A 20,634-nucleotide genomic window follows, 5' to 3' on the forward strand; every position below is an offset into this window, starting at 1 on the left:
ATGTTCCATTAGCATTCGATGACGTTCACGGCGAGACCGCCCCGCGACGTTTCCTTGTATTTGGTTTTCATGTCGGCGCCGGTTTCGCGCATGGTCTTGATGACGTTATCGAGCGTGACGTAGTGCTCGCCATTGCCCTTGAGCGCCATGCGCGACGCGTTGAGCGCCTTGATCGCGCCCATGGCATTGCGCTCGATGCAGGGAATCTGCACGAGGCCGCCAACCGGATCGCAGGTCATGCCCAGGTTATGTTCCATGCCGATTTCGGCGGCATTTTCCACTTGCAGCGGCGTGCCGCCCATCACGGCCGCGAGCGCCGCCGCGGCCATCGAACAGGCCACGCCTACCTCGCCCTGGCAGCCCACTTCGGCCCCTGAAATCGAGGCCGTTTCCTTGTAAATGATGCCGATGGCCGCCGCCGTGAGCAGGAAATCGGCAATGCCCTTGTCGTTCGCGCCCGGCGTGAACTTGACGTAGTAATGGAGTACAGCGGGAATCACGCCGGCCGCGCCATTGGTGGGCGCCGTGACGACGCGCCCGCCCGCGGCGTTTTCCTCGTTGACGGCCATCGCATAGAGATTGACCCAGTCGAGCATGGATAGTGGATCGCGCAACGATTCTTCCGAACGCGCCCGCAGGTTCGCGCACAGATCGGCCGCGCGGCGGCGCACCTGCATGGGCCCGGGCAACTGGCCGTGCATGCGGCAGCCGCGTTCCACGCAGGCGGCCATGGTGTGCCAGATCGCCATGAGCCCTTCGCGCACGGCTTCGGGCGAGCGCGACGCGCATTCGTTGGCGAACACCACCTCGGCGATCGAGAGACCGCTTTCGCGGCATACGCGCAGCAGGTCGTCGCCGGTGCGGAACGGCCAGGGCACCTCTTGCGCACCGCGCACGCCGTTGACGCGATCCCCTTCGCGATTCACGACGAAGCCGCCGCCCACCGAGTAATACTCCTTCTCCACCAGCAACTGGCCCTGCTCATCGAAGGCCTGAAAACGCATGCCGTTCGAGTGCAGCGTATTCGCGCCGCCCATGGTCTTGCGATAGAAACCGATGCACTCGCGCTCTTCGAAGCGAACCGGCTGCTTGCCGAGCAGCATCAACTCGCGGTCGCGACGGATGGCGGCGAGGCGCGGCTCGATGGCATCCGGATCGATGGCGTGCGGAAGATTGCCTTCGAGCCCGAGGATCACGGCCTTATCGGTGCCGTGCCCCTTGCCGGTCGCGCCGAGCGAACCGAACAGATCGGCCTTCACGCGGCGCACGAAGCCGAGCAGGTTGGCGTCCTCGATATGCGATGCGAAGCGGCAAGCGGCGATCATCGGGCCGACCGTGTGCGAGCTCGACGGGCCAATGCCGATCTTGAACAGGTCGAAGACGCTGACGTTCATCTGGTTTTCCCTGGGGTGCGGCCGCTTGCGCGGCGATGGAACCAGTAGACCAAATTTGCGGCACCCGCCGATAGAACAAAAACGGCATGGGGTTATGACGGTGACGCCAGGCGGGGCTGGCGGGGGCGTTGGTGGGCGGGTTGGCGATGGTTTTTGACGGGAAAACGAAAGGGGGGTCTTGCAGGGTTAGCGCTGCCGTGCCGGTTTGCCGGTGTTGCAATTTGAGTCACATCAACGTGCCACTCGGTGCACTCGCTTAGGATCGGCACCTCTGTTCATCTCAAAGGAGGTGCCATGACGTTTCCCGAATGGGGACATTCGTACAACGCCATCTATTTGCCGTTGCGCCATTGGGGTTGGCTATGCGCATTGATGCCAGCAGCGGAAGTGAAGGCAGACGACAGTATCGACTGGTCGCTGTCTTTCGATGAACGCGAAAAGAGGCGAGAGAGGCGCAAGCAGCAGATGTCAGAAGACAAGGCCGATTTTCAGCGACTGTTCAGAGTGGATACCTCACGACGCGAAGCAGCAACCTCGTCCGAATTCAGACACTACACGGACTTCATCCGCGACACCTTGAGATCCTCGCACTGGACTATTCCAGGCGACGGCGACGGCGTCACTCGCGTGTTACGCCATGCCGTGCGTGACGGCCGCGTCATTCCTGTGATCGATCGCGAGTGGTATGGCGGGCGGCGGGTGTTCAAACGTTATGCACCGCAATATTGGCCACACGGCGGCGGCGGAGGTTGTCCCGTCACGAGTGACGGTGGAGGCAGCACGCCGACGGGCCGATTCACAGGCCCATTTGCTGCGGCAATGCACGCAGCGGACACTGTGTTAAATAGACGTGCAGGCCTTAGCCGCGTGAGCGCCACCAGCAGGAGTGTCGATTGGTTTGGCAGCGTCGAAGCGGCCGCCAGAACAACGCTCGCTGGAGTTGCGGCGCCCGACAACGGTGGCGACGATTCGATATTCGCAAGTTTCGGGGACGGCGACCGAAGCGGTGCCAGCCTCTTTGCAAACGCACAGCCTTTCGAATATCAGCCTGAACCGAGCGACGGCGACCTATTCGACATTGCATCGCAGAAGACCAAGACACCGAACATCGGCGATCCGGGGACGTGGTATACGAACCCCGGCAGTGGCCAGATGCGTCTATATGGCGATACTGGTGCACCTGTGATCGACCTTGATTTCGACCACGTACACAACGGACTTCGCCCACACGCTCACAATTGGAATGCGGACGTAAGAGACGGTGATAGTGACGTCGTTCCCTTCAGCCCATGGAACCCCTGAAATGGAATCAAATTCAAGTGTTATTGCGCGGTACAACTCATTTCACGACTGGTATTTGTGCAGCGTTTCGACGGACATGTTCGATTCGGTTGTCGAACTGAGACTGATGTTCGACAACCGGAAGGATCGTGCCCGCGTGACTTTTAAGGGTGCGACGCGCTGCCTGGTGAAGGATCTTTTGATCCAGAACATCATTTACTCAATAGATATCCTTTCGGATTTCGAATCGAAAGAATTTATTCAAGCGCGCTCAGACCTTGATGCATCTTACCCGTGGGGGAAAGATAAGGCACCGAAGTCGATTGCATCGATTAGCGCATCCATCGGGGCTGAACTGCTCATCGAATTTGACTCGGTCGAAGTCGAATCCGAGTAGCGTCCAGTGCAACGCGTTGAACATCTCGTGCAGATCCTAACTCAGACAGGGGGGCCGCGAAGCTCCATTTCTCGTTCGACACATCCGTCGGATAGGGTTCGCGTTTGCCATCCGGCCGCGATACGAGGTCTAGCGCAAGAACGCTCTAGCGACCGCGTGATGGCAAGGTGGTTTGCAGTTTGAATGTCTTGCCGTTGAAGGCGTACCAGAACGTACCGTGTTTGCGGCTTTCGTTGCGGCTTCCCTGGACGCTGATCAGACAGCTATCCGCGCGATACGATAGCGGCTCGGTCACGTCTAGCGGCCAGTCTGAGACCGTGAACGGCAGCGAAGTGACGCGTCCGGAGTGGGTATCAATGGCCGCCGCCATGACACAGCCGGCGCCGCAACCCCACTCGGCGAGTATGTATCGCCCGGCGAAATTGACGGGGCCGCGTGCAGCATCGGCAATGGCACTGCGGTATGCCCTTGATCGCGCGTCGAAGATTAGACGTGGCAATGCGTGCTTCGCCTGAACGGTGGCCGGGCAATCTTTGAAGGTCGGTGCGTGCTGCGCGTGTACCGCTCCAGAGAAGCTGAAAAGGATGCCCAACGCTGCGGTATATAGAAATGCTTGGCGCATGAAACAGTATCAGTGGTGATTTTGCCAGAATGACCGCGAGCGCAGCGCTGTGATAGCGCCCGTAAATGTACCGGATTCCGCCCTGGCATTCCTCGACAGCGTGACATTGGGGGTGTTTCGTCTGTCTCAAGCGAAAGCGCCTGCAAACCAAGGTTTTTTTATTGTACCCAACGGGGCGCTTGCGCCCCCGGATGTGCGGGTGCCGCCTATCCGTTGTACGGGTCGTGATGCGAGCAATGCCCAGTCACCACTCCGCTAATGGGCAGGAGGTGGACGGCGTCACACTAGCGGTGTGAGCGGCTTTCTTTTGCCTACTTTTCTTTGCCGCGGCAAAGAAAAGTAGGTGCCGCCCCGCACAGGGGCGACGCTGGCAGACCGCCACGAAAGCAAGGAAATGCCAACCCCGCCCGCACCCCAAAAAAGAAATCAGAACGAATGTCGCATCCCAATCCGCACATCGGCTTGAGTAGTTGTAGAAGAAGGCGTAAAGCTATACCCAATAACCGCATCGACGCCTTGCGAAGCCTTGAGCCAGTCGCCGGACACATAGACATCGGTATTTTTAGAAAGCAGATAGTGCAACCCAGCGGAGATCTGATTCCAGTGATGCCCGTCGAAGTGGGTGTACTGATACCCGCCAATGGCACTAAAAGCCGGCGTAACTTGCCAATTGACGCCGCCTTCTGCGACGAGCATATGCTCGCTCTCCCCAAACGCCTTGATCTGGGTATAAGTGAAATCACCAGAAAGCGTAACAGCATTGATTACATAACTAGCCCCGATCCCAAACGTCCCCTGCTTGTCGACAGGAAATGAATCGCTGGAATAAAGATCGGTAACAGCCCCGGTAGTGGCATCGACATTCACCGTAGGCCGCCCAAAGAACGACCGCACGCCGATCATCGCGTAAGGATCGAAGGCATAGATCCCAGAAGGATTATTCAACTGCGTATAAGCAGTCCCCATCGCAAAATCGCCATGCTGATACTGCGCTCCTACGCTCCAGGCGCTGCCCGTATGAAAGTCCCCGGGCGTATTGCTGAACGAATACATGCCGCCGAACTGAAACCCGCCATACGTATTCGACATGAACTTGATTGAGTTAGGCAGATGGTCGCCGTTCATCCGGTCGAAGTCGCCCTGGTTGATCGCATACCCACTTGCCCACGCGGTGACATTGAAGAGATAAACAAACTCCTGCGTCATGTCGATCTGGTTACCGAGCGTAAGCGTGCCCCAGTCGCTCTGCAGTCCCACATAAGCCGCGCGCCCGAACAACGACCCGCCATTCGCGAGCTGCCCGTTGCCGAGGTGAAACCCGCTCTCCAGTTCGAACACGGCCTTGAGCCCCCCGCCCAGGTCTTCCGTGCCTTTGAGCCCGAAACGGTTCGCATAGGAAATACCGTCGTCGAACTTCACCTGATGCGAGCCACCGGCGTTATTCACCCAGGTCACGCCCGCGTCGATGATGCCGTAGAGGGTCACGCTGCTTTGCGCCCGGGAGGTGCTGGACATCAGCATTGTCGCCAGCGCAATGGCGCTCAGTGCCGCCGCATTCGTTCTTTTCATGGTGTCGGTTTCTCCAGACTCGCACTACGGTTGAAGGGCCGCGTGCTGCATGCAGCGCACGGACCTGCAAAACGTATAAAGCCAAATCTCAGCCGACTTGTGGTCAAACGACAGGCGCCAGGCTTCAAACGACATGCCGGGCCACGACCATCGCAAACCCGCCGCACAGCTGCCCAAACACGCCACCCCAGCCGCCCCCAGGTTTTTTATTGATTGATCGTTCAATAAAAAATAATTAGAGTAGAGCCCTTCACGATGCACCAGGAGCCCCCATGCCCAAAGTCGGAATGCGCGAAATCCGCCGCGCCCAGCTTATCGATGCGACCCTCGAAAGCATCGACCAGGCAGGCATGTCCGGCACGACGCTCGCCACCGTCGCGCAGCGCGCGCGCATTTCAACGGGCATCGTCAGCCACTATTTCGGCGGCAAGGACGCGCTGCTCGAAGCCACCATGCGCCATGTGCTGCGCGACCTCGGCGCGGCCGCGCAACGCCGCCTGAAGGCCGCGAGACCCCAGCCGCGTGCGCGCCTGCGCGCCATCGTCGCGGCCAATTTCGACGTCTCGCAGGTCAGCGGCCCGGTCATGAAAACCTGGCTCGCCTTCTGGGCCGAGAGCATGCACGTGAGCGCCTTGCGGCGGCTTCAGCACGTCAACACGCGGCGGCTCCATTCGAACCTCTGCGCCGAATTCGGCAAGGCCATGCCGCGCACGGCCGCGCGCCGCGCCGCCAGCGGCCTTGCCGCGATGATCGACGGCCTGTGGCTGCGCGGCGCGACCACGGGCGAGCCGTTCGACACCAAAGCCGCGCTGCGCCTTGCCAACGACTACATCGACCTGTTGCTGGACTCGCACGCCGCGGCGCGTGCGCGCCAGCCCGCCTGAACCGGAGCGACACCGCATGACTTCGACCAGCCTCGAACGCCTCTTCATCGACGGCGCCTACACCGACGCCACCAGCGGCGAAACCTTCGAAACGCGCAACCCCGCCACCGGCGCCACGCTCGCGAGCGTGCAGCAAGCCAGCGCCGCCGATATCGACCGCGCGGTGCAGTCCGCGCGCGACGGCCAGCGCGTCTGGGCCGCCATGACGGCGATGCAGCGCTCGCGCATCCTGCGCCGCGCCGTCGAACTGCTGCGCGCGCGCAACGACGAACTCGCCGAGCTGGAGATGCTCGACACCGGCAAGCCCATCGCGGAAACGCGCAGCGTCGACATCGTCACCGGCGCGGACGTGATCGAGTACTACGCAGGTCTCGCGCCCGCGCTGGAAGGCCAGCAGATTCCGTTGCGCGAAAGCTCGTTCGTCTATACGCGGCGTGAGCCTCTGGGCGTGACCGCTGGTATCGGCGCATGGAACTACCCCTTGCAGATCGCCTGCTGGAAGTCCGCGCCCGCACTTGCCGCCGGTAACGCGATGATCTTCAAGCCCAGCGAAGTCACGCCGCTGTCCGCCTCGCGTCTGGCGCAAATCTATATCGAAGCGGGTGTGCCGCCTGGCGTATTCAACGTCGTGCAAGGCGATGCGCGCGTGGGCGCCCTGCTCAGCACGCACCCCGGCATCGAGAAGATTTCGTTCACGGGCGGCGTGGAAACGGGCAAGAAAGTGATGGCCGCCGCAGGCGGTTCGTCGCTCAAGGAAGTGACGATGGAACTGGGCGGCAAGTCGCCGCTCATCGTGTTCGAAGACGCCGATCTCGACCGTGCCGCCGATATCGCCGTGACGGCCAACTTCTTCAGCGCGGGCCAGGTCTGCACCAACGGCACGCGTGTGTTCGTGCATCGCAGCGTGCGCGACGCCTTCGAGGCGCGTGTGATCGAGCGCGTAGCGCGTATCCGCGTGGGTCTGCCGAGCGATCCCGCCACCAACTTCGGCCCGCTCGCGAGCGCGGCGCAGCTCGACAAGGTGCTGGGCTATATCGAAAGCGGCAAGCGCGAAGGCGCGCGGCTGCTCGCAGGCGGCGCGCGCCTGGTCGACGGCGAATTCGCGCACGGCCAGTTCGTGCTGCCCACGGTATTCAGCGATTGCCGCGACGACATGCAGATCGTGCGCGAAGAAATTTTTGGCCCGGTCATGAGCATACTCGTTTTCGATGAGGAAACCGAAGTGATCTCGCGTGCGAACGACACGCTTTACGGCCTTGCAGCAGGCGTCGTCACGGAAAGCCTGTCTCGCGCCCATCGCGTGATCCATCAGCTCGAAGCCGGGATCTGCTGGATCAACACGTGGGGCGAATCGCCCGCCGAAATGCCCGTGGGCGGCTACAAGCAGTCCGGCGTGGGACGCGAAAACGGCATCACCACGCTGGAGCACTACACGCGCATCAAGTCCGTGCAGGTTGAACTGGGCCCGTATCAGCCAGTTTTCTAAACGCGCCGAAAGGAGGAACCGCAGATGGCCGCGCAGGAGTACGACTACATCATCATCGGCGCGGGATCGGCGGGCAATGTGCTCGCCACGCGCCTCACCGAAGATCCGGACGTCAAGGTGCTGCTGCTCGAAGCCGGTGGCCCGGACTATCGCTTCGATTTCCGCACGCAGATGCCCGCGGCGCTGGCCTACCCCTTGCAGGGCCGCCGCTACAACTGGGCCTACGAAACCGACCCCGAGCGGCATATGGACAACCGCCGCATGGAATGCGGGCGCGGTAAGGGGCTGGGCGGATCGTCGCTCATCAACGGCATGTGCTATATCCGCGGCAATGCGCTCGACTACGATGGCTGGAGCGCGATAAAAGGCCTTGAAAACTGGAGTTATCTGGACTGCCTGCCGTACTTCCGCAAGGCCGAGACGCGCGACGTCGGCGCAAACGACTATCACGGCGGCGATGGCCCCGTGCATGTGACGACCAGCAAGCCCGGCGTGAATCCGCTCTTTGAAGCGATGGTCGAAGCCGGCGTGCAGGCAGGTTATCCACGCACCGACGATCTGAACGGCTACCGCCAGGAAGGCTTCGGCCCGATGGATCGCACCGTGACGGCGAAGGGGCGGCGCGCCAGCACCGCACGCGGCTATCTCGACCAGGCGCGTCATCGGCCCAATCTCGACATCGTCACGCATGCCGTCACCGACCGCATCCTGTTCAGCGGCAAGCGGGCGCGCGGCGTGGTGTTCATGGACGGCCCCGCGCGCGTCACGCGTCATGCGCGCCGCGAAGTGCTGCTCTGTGCGGGTGCGATTGCGTCACCGCAGATCCTGCAACGCTCGGGCGTCGGCCCCGGCGAATGGCTGCGCGAACTCGATATTCCCGTCGTGCTGGACTTGCCGGGCGTGGGCCGAAATCTTCAGGATCACCTGGAAATGTACATGCAGTACGAGTGCAAGGAACCGGTCTCGCTCTACCCTGCACTGAAGCTGCGCAATCAGCCCGCTATCGGCCTGGAATGGATGCTGCGCGGCACGGGCATTGGTGCGAGCAATCAATTCGAGGCGGGCGGCTTTATCCGCACGCGCGACGACGATCTCTGGCCCAACATCCAGTATCACTTCCTGCCCATCGCGATCAATTACAACGGCAGCAATGCCATCGAAATGCACGGCTTCCAGGCGCACGTGGGATCGATGCGCTCGCCCAGCCGTGGCCGCGTGAAGCTGCGCTCGCGCGATCCGCGCCAGCATCCGTCGATCCTCTTCAACTATATGTCCGAGGCGCTCGACTGGCGCGAGTTCCGCGACGCTATTCGCATTACGCGTGAGATCATCGCGCAGCCCGCGCTCGATCGTTTCCGGGGACGCGAGCTGAATCCGGGTGCGGATCTGAAGACCGATGCGCAGATCGACGCCTTCGTGCGCGGCCGCGCGGAGACAGCCTTTCACCCGTCCTGCTCGTGCCCGATGGGTTACGACAACATGGCCGTGGTGGACGCCGAGGGCCGCGTGCACGGCCTGGAAGGCCTGCGCGTGGTGGATGCATCGATCATGCCGCTCATCACCACGGGCAACCTCAACGCGCCGACCATCATGATGGCCGAGAAAATCGCCGACCGGATTCGCGGCCGTGCACCGCTCGCGCGCGTGCAGACGCCGTATTACGTCGCGAATGGCGCGCCTGCGCGCGGCGGCGCCGTTGCGGCGAATCCCGCATCGAAGCGCAATGGACAACCCGCGACGGTTTAAGCGCGGCAAGCTTCCCTCAAGTACAAAGCCCCGAATTCCTCGCTCAGGAATTCGGGGCTTTTTTACGTCCTGGCATAACGCTCAAAAGATAAACGGCGTGATATGCAACGGTATTTCCCGTCGCGTATCACGCCGCATCTAAAAGACCGCTTTAAAGCCCGCTCAAACCCGCGCCGCGAAGTAATGCGAAACCGCAACCGTCAACACGGCGAGCAACAGCGCGCCATAAGGCGCCAGCGATTTCCATCGGCTGCGCGTAGTCGTCTGCAGCTCCATGTCGTGCGCACTGCCCGCCGGAAAGCGGCCGCGATCCTGCCAGTAATGCCGGTACGCAAACACCGGCACGATCAGCAACACCGCGAAAAGCCCATCGCGCAAGGTGTTTTCGCCTTGCAGGTTGGCCCCCGCGCCTACGAACACGAGATTCGCGTAACCGCACACCGCGCCCGCCGCCAGCAGCCACGACGGGCAGCGAAACGGCCGGTGCCACGCCGGTCGATCCATGCGATGAATCCAGCCCGACTGCAGGTTCAGGAACACGAACAGCATGTAGCAGACGTTCGAGATCGACAGCACAGTCATGTAGTCCGACATCGCCAGCAGCACGAGATTGAAGCCGAGGTCAGTCCACATCGCCGCCGTGGGCGCACCATGCTCGTTCACGCGCGAGAGATAACGCGGCAGCCAGCCGTCGACCGAAGCCTGATAAAGCGTGCGCGACGAGCCCATCATCGACGTCATCACGATCAGCAGGATCGAGAGCATCAGCATGACAACGATCGCGTTGCCGATCCACGCGCCGCCGCCCACGATCGAGGCCATCGCCATGCCCACGCCGGTGCCGTCGCCGATACTCGGATCGAGCATCGCCTGGGTGCCGAGCGCGCCCTGGAACGCGAGTGGCACGAGGGTCATCACGACGAGGCACAACGCGCCCGACCAGAAGATCGCACGCGCCGTATCGCGGCGCGGGTCGCGGAACTCACGCGTATAGCAGACCGCTGTTTCGAAGCCATAAGAGGCCCAGCCCGCCATGAACATCGCGCCGAGCGCCATCACCACGCCCTGCCCATTCCATGCACCGAACAGCGAAGCCGTGAGATTGCCGCGCGCATCGTGACCGAGCGGCAGCAGCGGAAACAGATGCTTCGCGGGAATGTCGCCCGTCACGAACGGGACGATGCCGACGATCAGCAGCGGCGTGAGCGACGCAATGCCGAGAATCTTCTGCGTGCGCGCCGCTTTCGACGCACCGCTATGTTGCAGCCGGAACGTGATGAGCAAAAACGCCGCTGCAATCAGAAACGTGGCGTTGATGCGCAGCGTGAGACCGTGCTGGATGAAGCCGAGATTGGCGATCGTCCAATGCCACTGGCGCACCGCCGCCTCGGGCGGAAACAGCGTGGCGAGCGCGTAATTGGCCGCGAGGCCGCAACCGAGCGCGAGCATAGGCGACCACGCAAGCCAGTTGCACCATACGGAAACGGGCGCGACCAGTTTGCTGTAGCGCACCCAGCCGATCGCACCATACACCGATGCGCCGCCTGACTTGTGTGGAAAAAGCCCTGAAATTTCTGCATACGTTGCACTCTGGATCAAGCCCATCGTGATCGACGCGATCCAGATTGCCCATGCGGGCTGGCCGATGGTGGCGCACACGCCGCCCAGTGTGAACAGCACGCCTGCAGGCACGCCGCTCGTGACCCAGAACGCGTCTTTCCAGGTGAGACCGCGCCGCAGTCCCGAGCCCTGGCTTTCGCTGGTGCGGCCTTGTTCCGCGCTGCCTGTGCTGATTCCCGCTTGCTCCATCTATCTCCTCCTTTGTTCAACGCTAATCGAACAAAATTGCCGGGCCTATTGGGATTTGTTGCGGGATTTCCGGAATTTGCGGTGTCGCGTCGCGCATTGGACGCACGCCGCGAACACCGGAAATCCGCAGACAAAATGGCAAAAGTGCGCACACCCCATGCCTGCTGCCCTGTTCGACTGCTTTAATTCACGACTTCACTGCGCGCCCAGGTAAGCACGCACAGCCGGCGCACCCGGCTTGCCGTCGAAGGTCGTCACGCCCGCGAGCCATTTGTCGAGCATCTGCGGATTGCCCTTGAGCCAGGCAGCCGCGGCCTTTTGCGGATCCTCCTTGTTCATGATCGGCACCATCAGGTGGTTTTCGATCGAGGTCGTGAATTGCAGGTTGGAAACGAACTTCGCGACGTTCGGGCAGCGCGCGCTATAGTCGGGCGGCACGGCCGTCAGCACGCGCGCTTCGCCATAGTTCGGGCCGAATACCGCATCGCCGCCCGTGAGATAGTCGATCTTCATTTGCACGTTCATCGGATGCGGTTCCCAGCCCAGGAACACGATCCACTGCTTCTCGCGGATCGCGCGGTTGACCTGCACGAGCATCCCCGCTTCGCTCGACTCCACGAGCTTGAACTTGCCGAGGTCGAACTGATTCGCGCCGATCATTTTCTGGATCAGCGCATTGCCGTCGTTGCCCGGCTCGATGCCGTAGATGCGGCCTTGCAGTTTGTCCGCGTACTTCGCGATGTCCTGGAACGAGTGCAGGCCGCCCTGATAGACGTAATCGGGCACGGCCAGCGTGTATTTCGCGCCCGTGAGATTGGGCGTGTTGAGCACCTTGATCGTGCCCGCCTTCACGAACGGCTCGATGATCGGATCCATCGTCGGCGACCAGTAGCCGAGGAACACGTCGATCTGCTTCGATTTAAGGCCCGCAAACGTGATGGGAACCGAAGCGAGGGTCGTCGTCGGCGCATAGCCGAGCCCCGCGAGAATGGTCGAGGCGAGCCCCGTGGTCGCGGCGATATCCGTCCAGCCGACATCGGCAAAGCGCACGCTCCTGCACGCGGCCGGGTCGGCGGCGAAGGCGCTGGAGCACGCGAACGCCATCAGCGCGGCGGCGCAAACCGGGACTGTCCTGAATCGGGCCATCTCATTCTCCTTGGTAGTCGTCGTGTCGATCGCTAACGTGTGGCGGAGCGGCGTGGCGCGCCATCAGGCATGCACGGCCGTCCGATGCTCAATCCTCGCGCGGCAAAATGCGCGCGAACGTAGCAAACGCGACGATGACTTGCGCGGAAACGACAAGGGAGAAAGAGGCGGCTTTTGACGCTGCGTGGAAGCGCTGAAAGCCTGCGTCGGGGTTACGAAAACCTGACGCTTTGGGAAAAGCCTGAGGAGGGGATTCGATCAACCGCGTGCAGGCGCACGCGGTTTTTTATGCGTTCTTTAAGCGACTTCTGAACGACCTTTGAACAACCTTTGAACGACTTTTAAGCGGGGAGAATAAAAGCCCTTACTTCGTCTCCTCGGTCTTCTGTTCGACGGTATCGCTGGGGTACTTGTACTGGCCGTAGCGAATCATCAGCACGCCCAGTGCAATCAGCACGATCGCCCCGGCCGAAGCCAGCAGGTGCAGCTCGGTATTCATGCCCGCACGCAGGATCAGGTCTCGCGCGATCGACACCATGGCGATGTAAAGCGGAAACCGCACCGGCAACTGACCCGCCTTGAGGTACTGGCCGACCATCGCGAACACTTCGAGGTAGAGGAACATCAGCAGCAGGTCGGTCAGCGACACGCCATCCGAATTCACCATGCGCCAGATCAGGTGCACCATCGCCGCGACGGTGCCGATCCCGATGATGAAAAGGCCAAACAGCTCCGCCATTTCCATCGCGCGCTCCAGCCGCCCCTTGATCGCCTTTTGCAACGCGTGTTCGTATTTCATATTCCCTGAGTTCCTTTGAATAACGCCAGTCAATCCATCAAACCGGTCGAATGGAACGGGCAATCGTATCGCGAGAATATGAACGCAAGAAAATGTGTTTGAAACCCTGTTGTAAGGTCACGACGGCAACGCGGGCGTATCAATGTCCCGGCGGGCCCACGCGAACATCGGCCAGCAGCACGGTCAGTTCGCGCGCCGTCTGGCTGAGTTCGGGCACGATGCGCTCACGCATGGATGCGATATCGCGTTGCGAATCGACAGCCGTCACGGCGAGCGCCATCGGCATGCGCCATTGCCCGGCGCGCAGCGGCAACGCGATTGAGCCGTGAATCGAGCCGTTATCGGCAAGCTCAAACGTCTCCTGCGAGGCGCACGCGCCCCACTCGCGCAGTTCCTCAAACGCCGATTCCATAGCTTTCCTTAGCATCGATGCCTGTGCGTCGGCCGCCTCCAGCAGCCGCATCAGATAGCGGCGCCGCTCGTATTCCGGCAGGCCCCAAAGCCACGCGCGCCCTATCGCGGTGCACGCCATTGGCGCGAGGGCGCCGACGCCCAGACGCGGCGATTCGACGCACGCCGCCGCCCCGCCCGCGCCCGACGCAATGGTGAGCATATCGAGCTGGTCAGGCACCGCCAGCGCGACGGCCATGCCCAGCTTGTCCGCCAGCGCCTGGATGACGGGCGTGGCCGCCCGCGAGATGGGATCGGCGTCCAGCCACGCCTGGCCGATACCAAGCACGCCCGAAGCCAGTTCGAAACGCGCGCCGCCAGCGGCATGGCGCAGATAGCCCAGGTGGAGCAGCGTCGAAGTGAGTCGCAGAACCGCGGAACGGGAAAGGCCCGTGCGCCGCGCGAGTTCGGCATCGGTGAGCGGCGTACGGTCGGCGCGGAAGGCCCGCAGCACCTGCAGGCCGCGATCGAGCGTCAGGGTGACCGGCGTATCGTGCGACATGGTCACGCCTCACCGGTGCCGGAAGCCGCATTGGCAATCGCCGCGTAGCCCAGTGCGAGCGCCGCGGGAGCCAGCGCGTACAGGCGCGTCGCCTCGTCCTGCTGCACATAGCCCAGCACGAGCAGCGAATGGATCAGACGAGACACCGTGGGAGCCGGTATGCCCGTCTCCAGCGCGATATCCAGGTTGCCGAGCCAGGCCCGGCCACGCCCAAACGCGCAGAGAATCGCAAGGCCGCGCGCAAGCGGCACGACCATGGGGTCGTTGTCCCGGTTGTCCCGGTTGTTCCGTATGTCCCGGTTGTGACCGGCCTCTGGCCCCGCGGCGATATCCGTGCAATGCAGGCCGGGACGCACGTTCTCGCCGACCGGCGCCAGGGATCTGGCAGGAGCCATGGGACGCCTCCGTTTCCGCGACTGGATGGGAGGGCGCGCCGTTATCGAGTCATGCGCCGCGCGCCTTAACCTGAGAAATGCTACACCGTTCGCGCGGCGCTTTGGTGTCCGCGCGAATCCGGGTTGTTACCTGGATGCGCTGCCGGCGGCCTGAAAAACATGCCGCCCGCAGCGTCCAGTACGCCTTACTTCGCGGATTACTTCGCGGATTACTTCGCAGCCAGCGTGGCCCTGACCTTGCGCACGTCGCCCGCCTCCACGGCGCCCGCGCGATTCGACCAGCCGCTGCGCACGAACGTGGCGAGCGCAGCGACTTCGTCGTCGTTCAGACGCGCCGCGAAGCCAGGCATCGGCAACACGGAAGGCGCCTTCGCCGTCGATGGCGTCTTCGCGCCCGCGAGGATCACGTGCAGCAGCGCATCGGGATTCGATGCATTGACCACGCTCGCGCCGTCAAGACGCGGGAACACGCGCGGCGCACCGCCGCCATGCACGAAGTGACACGCGCTGCAGTTGTCCAGGTACAGGCGCTCGCCCAGCGTGAGATTCTTCGCTGCCGTGAGATGCGCTGCGGTATCGCCAGAAGCGCTCGAAGCGCCCGTTGCGGACGCTGCCGCCGCATCGCCGCCCAGGCTTTGCAGATAGGCGGCGATGGCGTTCAGGTCGGCATCGTTCAGGTGCGAGGTGCTGTTATAGACCACCGACGTCATCTCGCCCGCCACCGACGCCTTGCTGTTGCGCCCCATCGCCAGGTAATCGACGATATCCGCGCGCGACCACTTCGCAATGCCACGCAGCGGCGGCACGCTCCAGCCATTGAGGTTCCCGCCCGAGAGATACAGCGCATCGCTGCCGTCGAATGCCTTCTCGTTCATCGCGACGCCGCGCGGCGTGTGGCAACTGCCGCAATGGCCAAGGCCTTCGACCAGGTACGCGCCGCGCTGCACTTCGGCGTTGGCGTTGGCCGGCGCGACAAAGGGCTTGTCCGACGTGAACGCCCAGTTCCACAGCGCCATGCCCCAGCGCTGGTTGAACGGGAAGCTCAGCTTCGTCGCCGGTGCGGGATCGTCGTTCGGCGCGACGCCCTGCATGAAGTACACGTAGAGCGCATGCACGTCGGCGTCGGTCAGCTTCGCGTACGACGGGTAAGGCATGGCCGGGTAGAGATTCGTGCCGTCGGCGCGCACGCCCTTGCGCAGCGCGTTTGCGAATTGCGCTTCCGTATAGTTGCCGATACCCGCCGTCTTGCTCGGCGTGATGTTGGTCGAGTAGATCGTGCCCAGGCCGCTTTCGATTGCAAGGCCGCCTGCATAGGGCTTCCTGCTCGCGACGCTGTGGCAGGCCATGCAGTCGCCCGCGCGTGCGAGATATTCGCCCTGGTGAATCAGCGCATCCTGCTGCTGGTCTTGAGCATGCGCGGCGCTCACGCTCAACCCCGCCGCAACCGTCATGATTGCAGCCGTCAAAGTCTTGAATAGTTTCATGGTCATGCCTGCACGAGCGGGCCGGGGTTCTTGAGGTACTGCTCCTTGATCGCGCGCGCGGCGAACAGCGTGATCGCGCCAATCGTGGCAGTGGGATTCGCCTGGAAGTTCTGCGGGAACGCATTGCCGCCCGGCACGAACACGTTGTGCACGTCCCAGCTCTGCAAATAGCGGTTCAGCGCGCTGGTCTGCGGAGAATCGCCCATCACCGCGCCGCCCACGTTGTGCGTGGACACGTATTTGGTGATATCCCAGTGCGAATCGAGCGAGAGGAAGCTCTCCGTATAGCTGTCCGGATTGAGTTCCTTCGTGACGTCCAGCACGATCTTGCGCAGATGCTGCTGAAGCTTCAGCTCGTTCTGTTTCCAGTCGAACGTGATGCGCAGCAGCGGCTGGCCCCAGGGATCCTTATAGTTCGGGTCGAGGTCGACGTAGTGATCGCGATACGACATGCAGCTCGTCGTGATGCTGATCTTCATGGAGTGACCGTACCAGTCCTGCATGCCCTCCTTCCAGCCCTTGCCCCACGCAGGCGTGCCGTGCGGCAGCGCGGTGCCGATCGGTGCGCCCGAGGACTGCGAGCTATGGATCTTCGCGCCGCCAATGATGCCCAGCGACGGGCCGTCGAAATTGCCCGGCGAAACATCGTTGAACATCTGCCCCGTCGCACCCGCAGTCGCGAACGGATTGAAGTTCTTGTCCTTGAAGAACAGCGTGGCGCCGCCATTGCTCAGGAATGCATAGTTTCTGCCGATCACACCCGTGCCGCTGACCGGGTCGTACGGCTTGCCGATGCCAGAGAGCAGCATCAGGCGCACGTTCACGAACTGGAACGCCGCCAGCACGACGATCTTTGCGGGCTGGAACACTTCGTTGCCGTGCTCGTCGGCGTAGGTGACGCCCTTCGCGGTCTTGCCGTCTTCGTGCATGTCCACGCGCAGCACGTTTGCGTTGGTGCGGTACGAGAAGTTGTCCATGCGCTTGAGCGCGTCGAGCACGGCCGTCTGCGGCGACGCCTTCGAGAAGTTCAGGCACGGATACTTGCTGCAGAAGCCGCAGTAATTGCACGGCGCGATCTGGCAGCCGTACGGATTCGTCCAGGCGCGCGAGACATTCGCAGACGGATTCGGGAACGGGTGATAGCCGAGCTTGCGCGCGGCGTCCGCGAACATCGACGTATTGAGCGTGTCTTCCAGCGCGGGCAGCGGCGCGGGATTCGAGCGCGGCCCTTCGAACGGATCGCCGCCTTCCATGATCTTGCCGCGCAGATTGCCGGTGTTCGCGGACAGGCCACAGACCTTGTCGAAGAAGTCGTAATACGGCTCGATCTCGTCCCACGTGAACGGGAAGTCCTGCACCTGCATGCCTTCTTCGAGCTGGCCTTTTTTATAGGCCTGGTCGGCATAGGTCTTGAGCTTGAGGTCGGTCGGCGTCGGGCGGATCAACACGCCCGTCCAGTGCAGCCCCGATCCGCCCACGCCCGTGCCAGGCACGAAAGCGCCCCACTTGCGGGTCGGCAGCGCCGTGTCGCTGGCCGAGTGACGCACGGTCAGCGCGCCGTCGCGCGGCGTGACCATGACCTTGTTGCGCACGGCGTAAGCGTATTGATCGGCGGGCTTCGGGTACGCGAAGTCGCTGTTGCTGCGGTCTTCGCCGCGCTCGATCGCGCGCACCTTGAGGCCCGCCTGGGCGAGTTCCATGCTCATGAGCGAGCCGGCCCAGCCGAGTCCCACGACGACGACGTCTACCGCGTCATTAGTGATGTTTGCCACGATATTCCTTGAATCTATGCTGTCATTTCGTTAGCGAAGGCGCATCAGGCACGCAGGCCGCTCAGGCTCACAGGGCCGAGCGGGTATTTCACGTTGTGCTGCGTGACCCATTCGAGAAAGCTCGCGCGCGCGCCCGGAAAGCCAATGGCGATCCACGCTTTCATGCCCTTGTTGCCGCCGTAAATCGGATCGGACAGGTAACCGTTCTTCGAGTCCGAGAGCATCTCGCCGAAGAGCTGGCTGCCCTTGAGCGCCGCCTCGCCAAACTGCGCAAAGTCGATTTCATTGCCCTGCAGCGCCTTGAGCGCGGCGTCCTGCTGCGCGGCGTCGAGTTCGCAAAAGCGCTTTTGATGCTGCTGCTGGCACCAGCTATCGACGATCTTGATGCCACGCTGGTAGATCTCCTGCGGCGTATAAGGCAGCTGATAGCCGAGCGTCGGCGGCGCCTTCACGTCGAATGGCCCTTGCAGATAGATCTCGTGGCCGAATTCGCCGTGCAGTTGCTGGTCGATGAAGATGGGCACGTTGGTTTCGAGCGCGCCGGGGCCGCGTCCATCGGCGGGGATCAGGCGGTCGCAGGCGGCCAGCAGAAAGCGCCATTCGTCGGCGGAAAAGAACACCGGGTGGTAAGCGGCCAGGTCAGGCGCCGCGATGTCGGCAACCTGGGCGGCACTCATGCCATGCACGGCAATGCCCAGCGCGGGCAAGGCAAGCAATGAAGAAACAAGGAATTTTCGTCGTGAGAACTGTGGGGACGACATCGTGAAGCCGCTCCGTTTTTTATGGGTGAAACTGCGAAGCGCGGGGACTTAAGGCCCCGCGCATTCATGTCTAGAAGGTTTCCCAATCCTGGTTGGGATCGGAAACCGGCGCAGCGGTGTCGCGCACCGGCGCAGCGGGCGCACCTGCTTGCGGCTATTTGGATGCGCGCGCAACCTTTTGCATGCGTGGTGCGGCTGCGGGAGCGGCGGCCCTGGGCTCGCGCTTGACGGGCGCGCGTTGCGCAACGGCGGCCGGGGCGGCCATCGGTCGTGCAGCCGTCGATTGAGGCGCGGCCGTTGTGTGCGTGTGGGTGTGCGACTGCGCCTGCGCCGAAAGGCGGAACACCGACACGGCGGTGCGCAAACGCTCGGCCTGATCTTCCAGCGACTTCGACGCGGCGGCGGCCTCTTCCACGAGCGCCGCGTTCTGTTGCGTCACCATGTCCATCTGGCCCACGGCCTGGTTCACCTCCGCGATGCCGGTGCTCTGCTCTTCTGCCGCTGCGGAGATTTCGCTGACGATATCGGAAACGTGACGGATCGACTGCTTGATCTGCGCCATGGCCCCGCTCACCTCGGAGGCCAGACGCGCGCCGCCTTCGATCGACGTCGCCGACGCGCCGATCACGTCCTTGATCTCCTTCGCCGCTGCCGCCGAACGCTGTGCAAGGCTGCGCACTTCGCTCGCCACCACGGCGAAGCCGCGTCCCTGCTCGCCCGCGCGCGCGGCTTCCACCGCGGCGTTGAGCGCGAGAATATTGGTCTGGAATGCAATGCCTTCGATCAGCGTGGTGATGTCCGAGACCTTGCTGGAGTTCTCGCTGATGTGCGACATGGTGCTCACCATGCCTTCGACGGTCGTTGCGCCCGCATCGACCACCTCGATTGCCGTAGTCGTAAGGCCCGCTGCCTGGCGTGCGTTTTCGGCGCTCTGGCTCACCACGGTCGTAATCTGCGTCATGCTCGACGCGGTTTCTTCGAGCGACGCCGCCTGCTGCTCGGTGCGAGCGGACAGATCGGTATTGCCCGCGGCGATTTCGACGGACGCCGTGCGCACGCTTTCGGTCGCGTCGCGAATGCCACGCACGGTATCGGCGAGCTGATCGCGCATCTGGCGCAGCGAATGGAGCAGGCTCGTGCGGTCGCGCGCATCGATATTGATGGGCACGTCCAGGCGGCCTTCGGCGATATCACGGGCGATTTCCTGCGCGTAATCCGGCTCGCCGCCAAGCTGGCTGAGAATGCTGCGCGTGATGAGCACGGCAAAGCCCACCGAGATGATCAGGCCCAGCAGCGACGCGCCAATCAGGGTATTGCGGCCCGTTGCATACATCGCGTCGGCATCGGCGGCGGCGGCCGAGGCGCGGCTCACTTCGTAGTCGCGCAGCTTGCCGAGGACGTCAGTCCAGGTGGAGAGCGCCGGGCCGGTCTGCTTCGACAGCATGTCCGGCGCGCCGGGATCGCCCTGCATGCCGAGTTCGGCATTCTTCTTGACGAGCGGCTCCGCAACGTCGCCTAGCTGGACGATCTGCGCGATGTAATCGCGTTCGCGGGCGTCGGTGGTATCGCTGTGTGCAAACAGGTCTTGCACGCGCGTCATGGCTTCATGATAGGCGCCGAGCTTTTCTTCGACGTTGCGCTTTTGCTCCTGCATATCGGACGGGTCGTGCGCAACGATCAGTCTTTGCATCGCGAGCGACGCGCCCTGTGCCTTCCCAAGTGCCCGGCCCAACTGGCCGATCTGGGCAGTGCCGATATCGAGGCCCGAATAGATGACCGTATTGAGCGAGTGCAGCACGAACAGTGCAGATCCGACGACAACGGCGAACAGCACGAGCAGCGCGCCGAAACCCACGGTGAGGCGCGTGCCCACCCTAAGTCGCGAAAGTTGCATAAGAGACAAACCCCTTGAATTAAAAAATTGTCTCTTCCGTTACTGTCGCCACCAGGAGCTGGAGTGGTCTTTTCTTCGGTCGATTCGTTGCAGGTCTTTTGCAACCCGTCTGCTTTAATCGTTGCGCGCGAATCGATCATCGCGGCGCGGCGTTTATCTTCGCTCGTCACCGTGACAGCCGGGGTATCGGCATTTGAAAGTAAAACTTTAGTTAAAAATTCGATTGCCTGCGCTTAACGGCGA

At 62.6% G+C, this 20,634-nt stretch carries 18 protein-coding genes; 6 read left to right on the forward strand and 12 right to left on the reverse strand.

Going from position 1 to position 20,634, the window contains the following annotated elements; translation table 11 throughout:
• Positions 1-8: 8 nt before the first annotated feature.
• A complete protein-coding gene (locus tag BBA01S_RS09510; protein ID WP_027816223.1) occupies positions 9-1,394 on the reverse strand; it encodes an L-serine ammonia-lyase in 1,386 nt (461 codons plus the stop codon).
• A 294-nt stretch (positions 1,395-1,688) separates the two neighbouring features.
• On the opposite strand from BBA01S_RS09510, the gene BBA01S_RS09515 reads away from it, so the two are divergent.
• Together BBA01S_RS09515 and BBA01S_RS40695 are read left to right on the forward strand one after the other, a co-directional pair.
• A complete protein-coding gene (locus tag BBA01S_RS09515; protein ID WP_042296595.1) occupies positions 1,689-2,696 on the forward strand; it encodes a hypothetical protein in 1,008 nt (335 codons plus the stop codon).
• Between the two features lies 1 nt (position 2,697).
• Positions 2,698-3,072, forward strand: a complete 375-nt coding sequence (locus BBA01S_RS40695; protein WP_042296597.1) for a hypothetical protein — start codon at positions 2,698-2,700, stop codon at positions 3,070-3,072.
• A gap of 145 nt (positions 3,073-3,217) precedes the next feature.
• On the opposite strand, the gene BBA01S_RS45120 is transcribed toward BBA01S_RS40695, so the two are convergent.
• Positions 3,218-3,694 carry a hypothetical protein gene (locus BBA01S_RS45120; RefSeq protein ID WP_052391714.1) on the reverse strand — a complete coding sequence of 159 codons (477 nt, stop codon included), beginning with the start codon at positions 3,692-3,694 and terminating at the stop codon, positions 3,218-3,220.
• 426 nt (positions 3,695-4,120) lie between these two features.
• A complete protein-coding gene (locus BBA01S_RS09530) occupies positions 4,121-5,263 on the reverse strand; it encodes a porin (protein ID WP_027816226.1) in 1,143 nt (380 codons plus the stop codon).
• A gap of 272 nt (positions 5,264-5,535) precedes the next feature.
• On the opposite strand from BBA01S_RS09530, the gene betI reads away from it, so the two are divergent.
• Genes betI through betA form a run of 3 tightly spaced genes read left to right on the forward strand, consistent with a single transcriptional unit; the run spans position 5,536 to position 9,379 of the window.
• Positions 5,536-6,147 (forward strand): transcriptional regulator BetI, encoded by a 612-nt coding sequence (gene betI, locus BBA01S_RS09535; protein ID WP_027816227.1) that lies wholly within the window; start codon positions 5,536-5,538, stop codon positions 6,145-6,147.
• 16 nt (positions 6,148-6,163) lie between these two features.
• Positions 6,164-7,633 (forward strand): betaine-aldehyde dehydrogenase, encoded by a 1,470-nt coding sequence (betB, locus tag BBA01S_RS09540; protein WP_027816228.1) that lies wholly within the window; start codon positions 6,164-6,166, stop codon positions 7,631-7,633.
• Positions 7,634-7,657: 24 nt separating this feature from the next.
• Complete coding sequence (gene betA / locus BBA01S_RS09545) at positions 7,658-9,379, forward strand: choline dehydrogenase (protein ID WP_027816229.1); 1,722 nt, start codon at positions 7,658-7,660, stop codon at positions 9,377-9,379.
• A 162-nt stretch (positions 9,380-9,541) separates the two neighbouring features.
• On the opposite strand, the gene BBA01S_RS09550 is transcribed toward betA, so the two are convergent.
• The 9 genes from BBA01S_RS09550 to BBA01S_RS09590 all read right to left on the reverse strand — a co-directional run bounded on the left by BBA01S_RS09550 (position 9,542) and on the right by BBA01S_RS09590 (position 20,391).
• A complete protein-coding gene (locus BBA01S_RS09550) occupies positions 9,542-11,188 on the reverse strand; it encodes an APC family permease (protein WP_027816230.1) in 1,647 nt (548 codons plus the stop codon).
• 195 nt (positions 11,189-11,383) lie between these two features.
• Positions 11,384-12,292 (reverse strand): choline ABC transporter substrate-binding protein, encoded by a 909-nt coding sequence (locus tag BBA01S_RS09555; RefSeq protein ID WP_407668303.1) that lies wholly within the window; start codon positions 12,290-12,292, stop codon positions 11,384-11,386.
• A 406-nt stretch (positions 12,293-12,698) separates the two neighbouring features.
• Complete coding sequence (locus BBA01S_RS09560) at positions 12,699-13,133, reverse strand: phosphate-starvation-inducible protein PsiE (protein ID WP_027816232.1); 435 nt, start codon at positions 13,131-13,133, stop codon at positions 12,699-12,701.
• A 139-nt stretch (positions 13,134-13,272) separates the two neighbouring features.
• Positions 13,273-14,085 carry an IclR family transcriptional regulator gene (locus tag BBA01S_RS09565; protein WP_027816233.1) on the reverse strand — a complete coding sequence of 271 codons (813 nt, stop codon included), beginning with the start codon at positions 14,083-14,085 and terminating at the stop codon, positions 13,273-13,275.
• A gap of 2 nt (positions 14,086-14,087) precedes the next feature.
• Positions 14,088-14,480 (reverse strand): helix-turn-helix domain-containing protein, encoded by a 393-nt coding sequence (locus tag BBA01S_RS47855; protein WP_084162036.1) that lies wholly within the window; start codon positions 14,478-14,480, stop codon positions 14,088-14,090.
• A 209-nt stretch (positions 14,481-14,689) separates the two neighbouring features.
• The gene (locus BBA01S_RS09575; protein ID WP_027816235.1) at positions 14,690-15,964 is read right to left on the reverse strand and encodes a c-type cytochrome; all 1,275 of its coding nucleotides are present in this window, start codon (positions 15,962-15,964) and stop codon (positions 14,690-14,692) included.
• A 2-nt stretch (positions 15,965-15,966) separates the two neighbouring features.
• Positions 15,967-17,736: a GMC family oxidoreductase gene (locus tag BBA01S_RS09580; RefSeq protein WP_027816236.1), complete on the reverse strand. Its 1,770-nt coding sequence runs from the start codon at positions 17,734-17,736 to the stop codon at positions 15,967-15,969.
• A 44-nt stretch (positions 17,737-17,780) separates the two neighbouring features.
• Positions 17,781-18,497 carry a gluconate 2-dehydrogenase subunit 3 family protein gene (locus BBA01S_RS09585; RefSeq protein WP_027816237.1) on the reverse strand — a complete coding sequence of 239 codons (717 nt, stop codon included), beginning with the start codon at positions 18,495-18,497 and terminating at the stop codon, positions 17,781-17,783.
• A gap of 154 nt (positions 18,498-18,651) precedes the next feature.
• Positions 18,652-20,391: a methyl-accepting chemotaxis protein gene (locus BBA01S_RS09590; protein WP_027816238.1), complete on the reverse strand. Its 1,740-nt coding sequence runs from the start codon at positions 20,389-20,391 to the stop codon at positions 18,652-18,654.
• A gap of 63 nt (positions 20,392-20,454) precedes the next feature.
• Between BBA01S_RS09590 and BBA01S_RS46760 the strand changes: the two genes are divergently transcribed.
• Positions 20,455-20,628 carry a hypothetical protein gene (locus BBA01S_RS46760; protein ID WP_156965902.1) on the forward strand — a complete coding sequence of 58 codons (174 nt, stop codon included), beginning with the start codon at positions 20,455-20,457 and terminating at the stop codon, positions 20,626-20,628.
• The last annotated feature ends 6 nt before the right edge of the window (positions 20,629-20,634 follow it).

Source organism: Paraburkholderia bannensis NBRC 103871 (assembly GCF_000685015.1).
Taxonomy (GTDB): Bacteria; Pseudomonadota; Gammaproteobacteria; order Burkholderiales; family Burkholderiaceae; genus Paraburkholderia; species Paraburkholderia bannensis.

Coding starts and splice junctions, on each gene's coding strand:
- BBA01S_RS09510 (WP_027816223.1), bottom strand. CDS start 1,394: ATGAACGTCAGCGTCTTCGACCTGTTCAAGATCGGCATTGGCCCGTCG.
- betI (WP_027816227.1), top strand. CDS start 5,536: ATGCCCAAAGTCGGAATGCGCGAAATCCGCCGCGCCCAGCTTATCGAT.
- BBA01S_RS47855 (WP_084162036.1), bottom strand. CDS start 14,480: ATGGCTCCTGCCAGATCCCTGGCGCCGGTCGGCGAGAACGTGCGTCCC.
- BBA01S_RS09565 (WP_027816233.1), bottom strand. CDS start 14,085: ATGTCGCACGATACGCCGGTCACCCTGACGCTCGATCGCGGCCTGCAG.
- BBA01S_RS09560 (WP_027816232.1), bottom strand. CDS start 13,133: ATGAAATACGAACACGCGTTGCAAAAGGCGATCAAGGGGCGGCTGGAG.
- BBA01S_RS09590 (WP_027816238.1), bottom strand. CDS start 20,391: ATGCAACTTTCGCGACTTAGGGTGGGCACGCGCCTCACCGTGGGTTTC.
- BBA01S_RS45120 (WP_052391714.1), bottom strand. CDS start 3,694: ATGCGCCAAGCATTTCTATATACCGCAGCGTTGGGCATCCTTTTCAGC.
- betA (WP_027816229.1), top strand. CDS start 7,658: ATGGCCGCGCAGGAGTACGACTACATCATCATCGGCGCGGGATCGGCG.
- BBA01S_RS09550 (WP_027816230.1), bottom strand. CDS start 11,188: ATGGAGCAAGCGGGAATCAGCACAGGCAGCGCGGAACAAGGCCGCACC.
- betB (WP_027816228.1), top strand. CDS start 6,164: ATGACTTCGACCAGCCTCGAACGCCTCTTCATCGACGGCGCCTACACC.
- BBA01S_RS09575 (WP_027816235.1), bottom strand. CDS start 15,964: ATGAAACTATTCAAGACTTTGACGGCTGCAATCATGACGGTTGCGGCG.
- BBA01S_RS09555 (WP_407668303.1), bottom strand. CDS start 12,292: ATGGCGTTCGCGTGCTCCAGCGCCTTCGCCGCCGACCCGGCCGCGTGC.
- BBA01S_RS40695 (WP_042296597.1), top strand. CDS start 2,698: ATGGAATCAAATTCAAGTGTTATTGCGCGGTACAACTCATTTCACGAC.
- BBA01S_RS09530 (WP_027816226.1), bottom strand. CDS start 5,263: ATGAAAAGAACGAATGCGGCGGCACTGAGCGCCATTGCGCTGGCGACA.
- BBA01S_RS09585 (WP_027816237.1), bottom strand. CDS start 18,497: ATGTCGTCCCCACAGTTCTCACGACGAAAATTCCTTGTTTCTTCATTG.
- BBA01S_RS09515 (WP_042296595.1), top strand. CDS start 1,689: ATGACGTTTCCCGAATGGGGACATTCGTACAACGCCATCTATTTGCCG.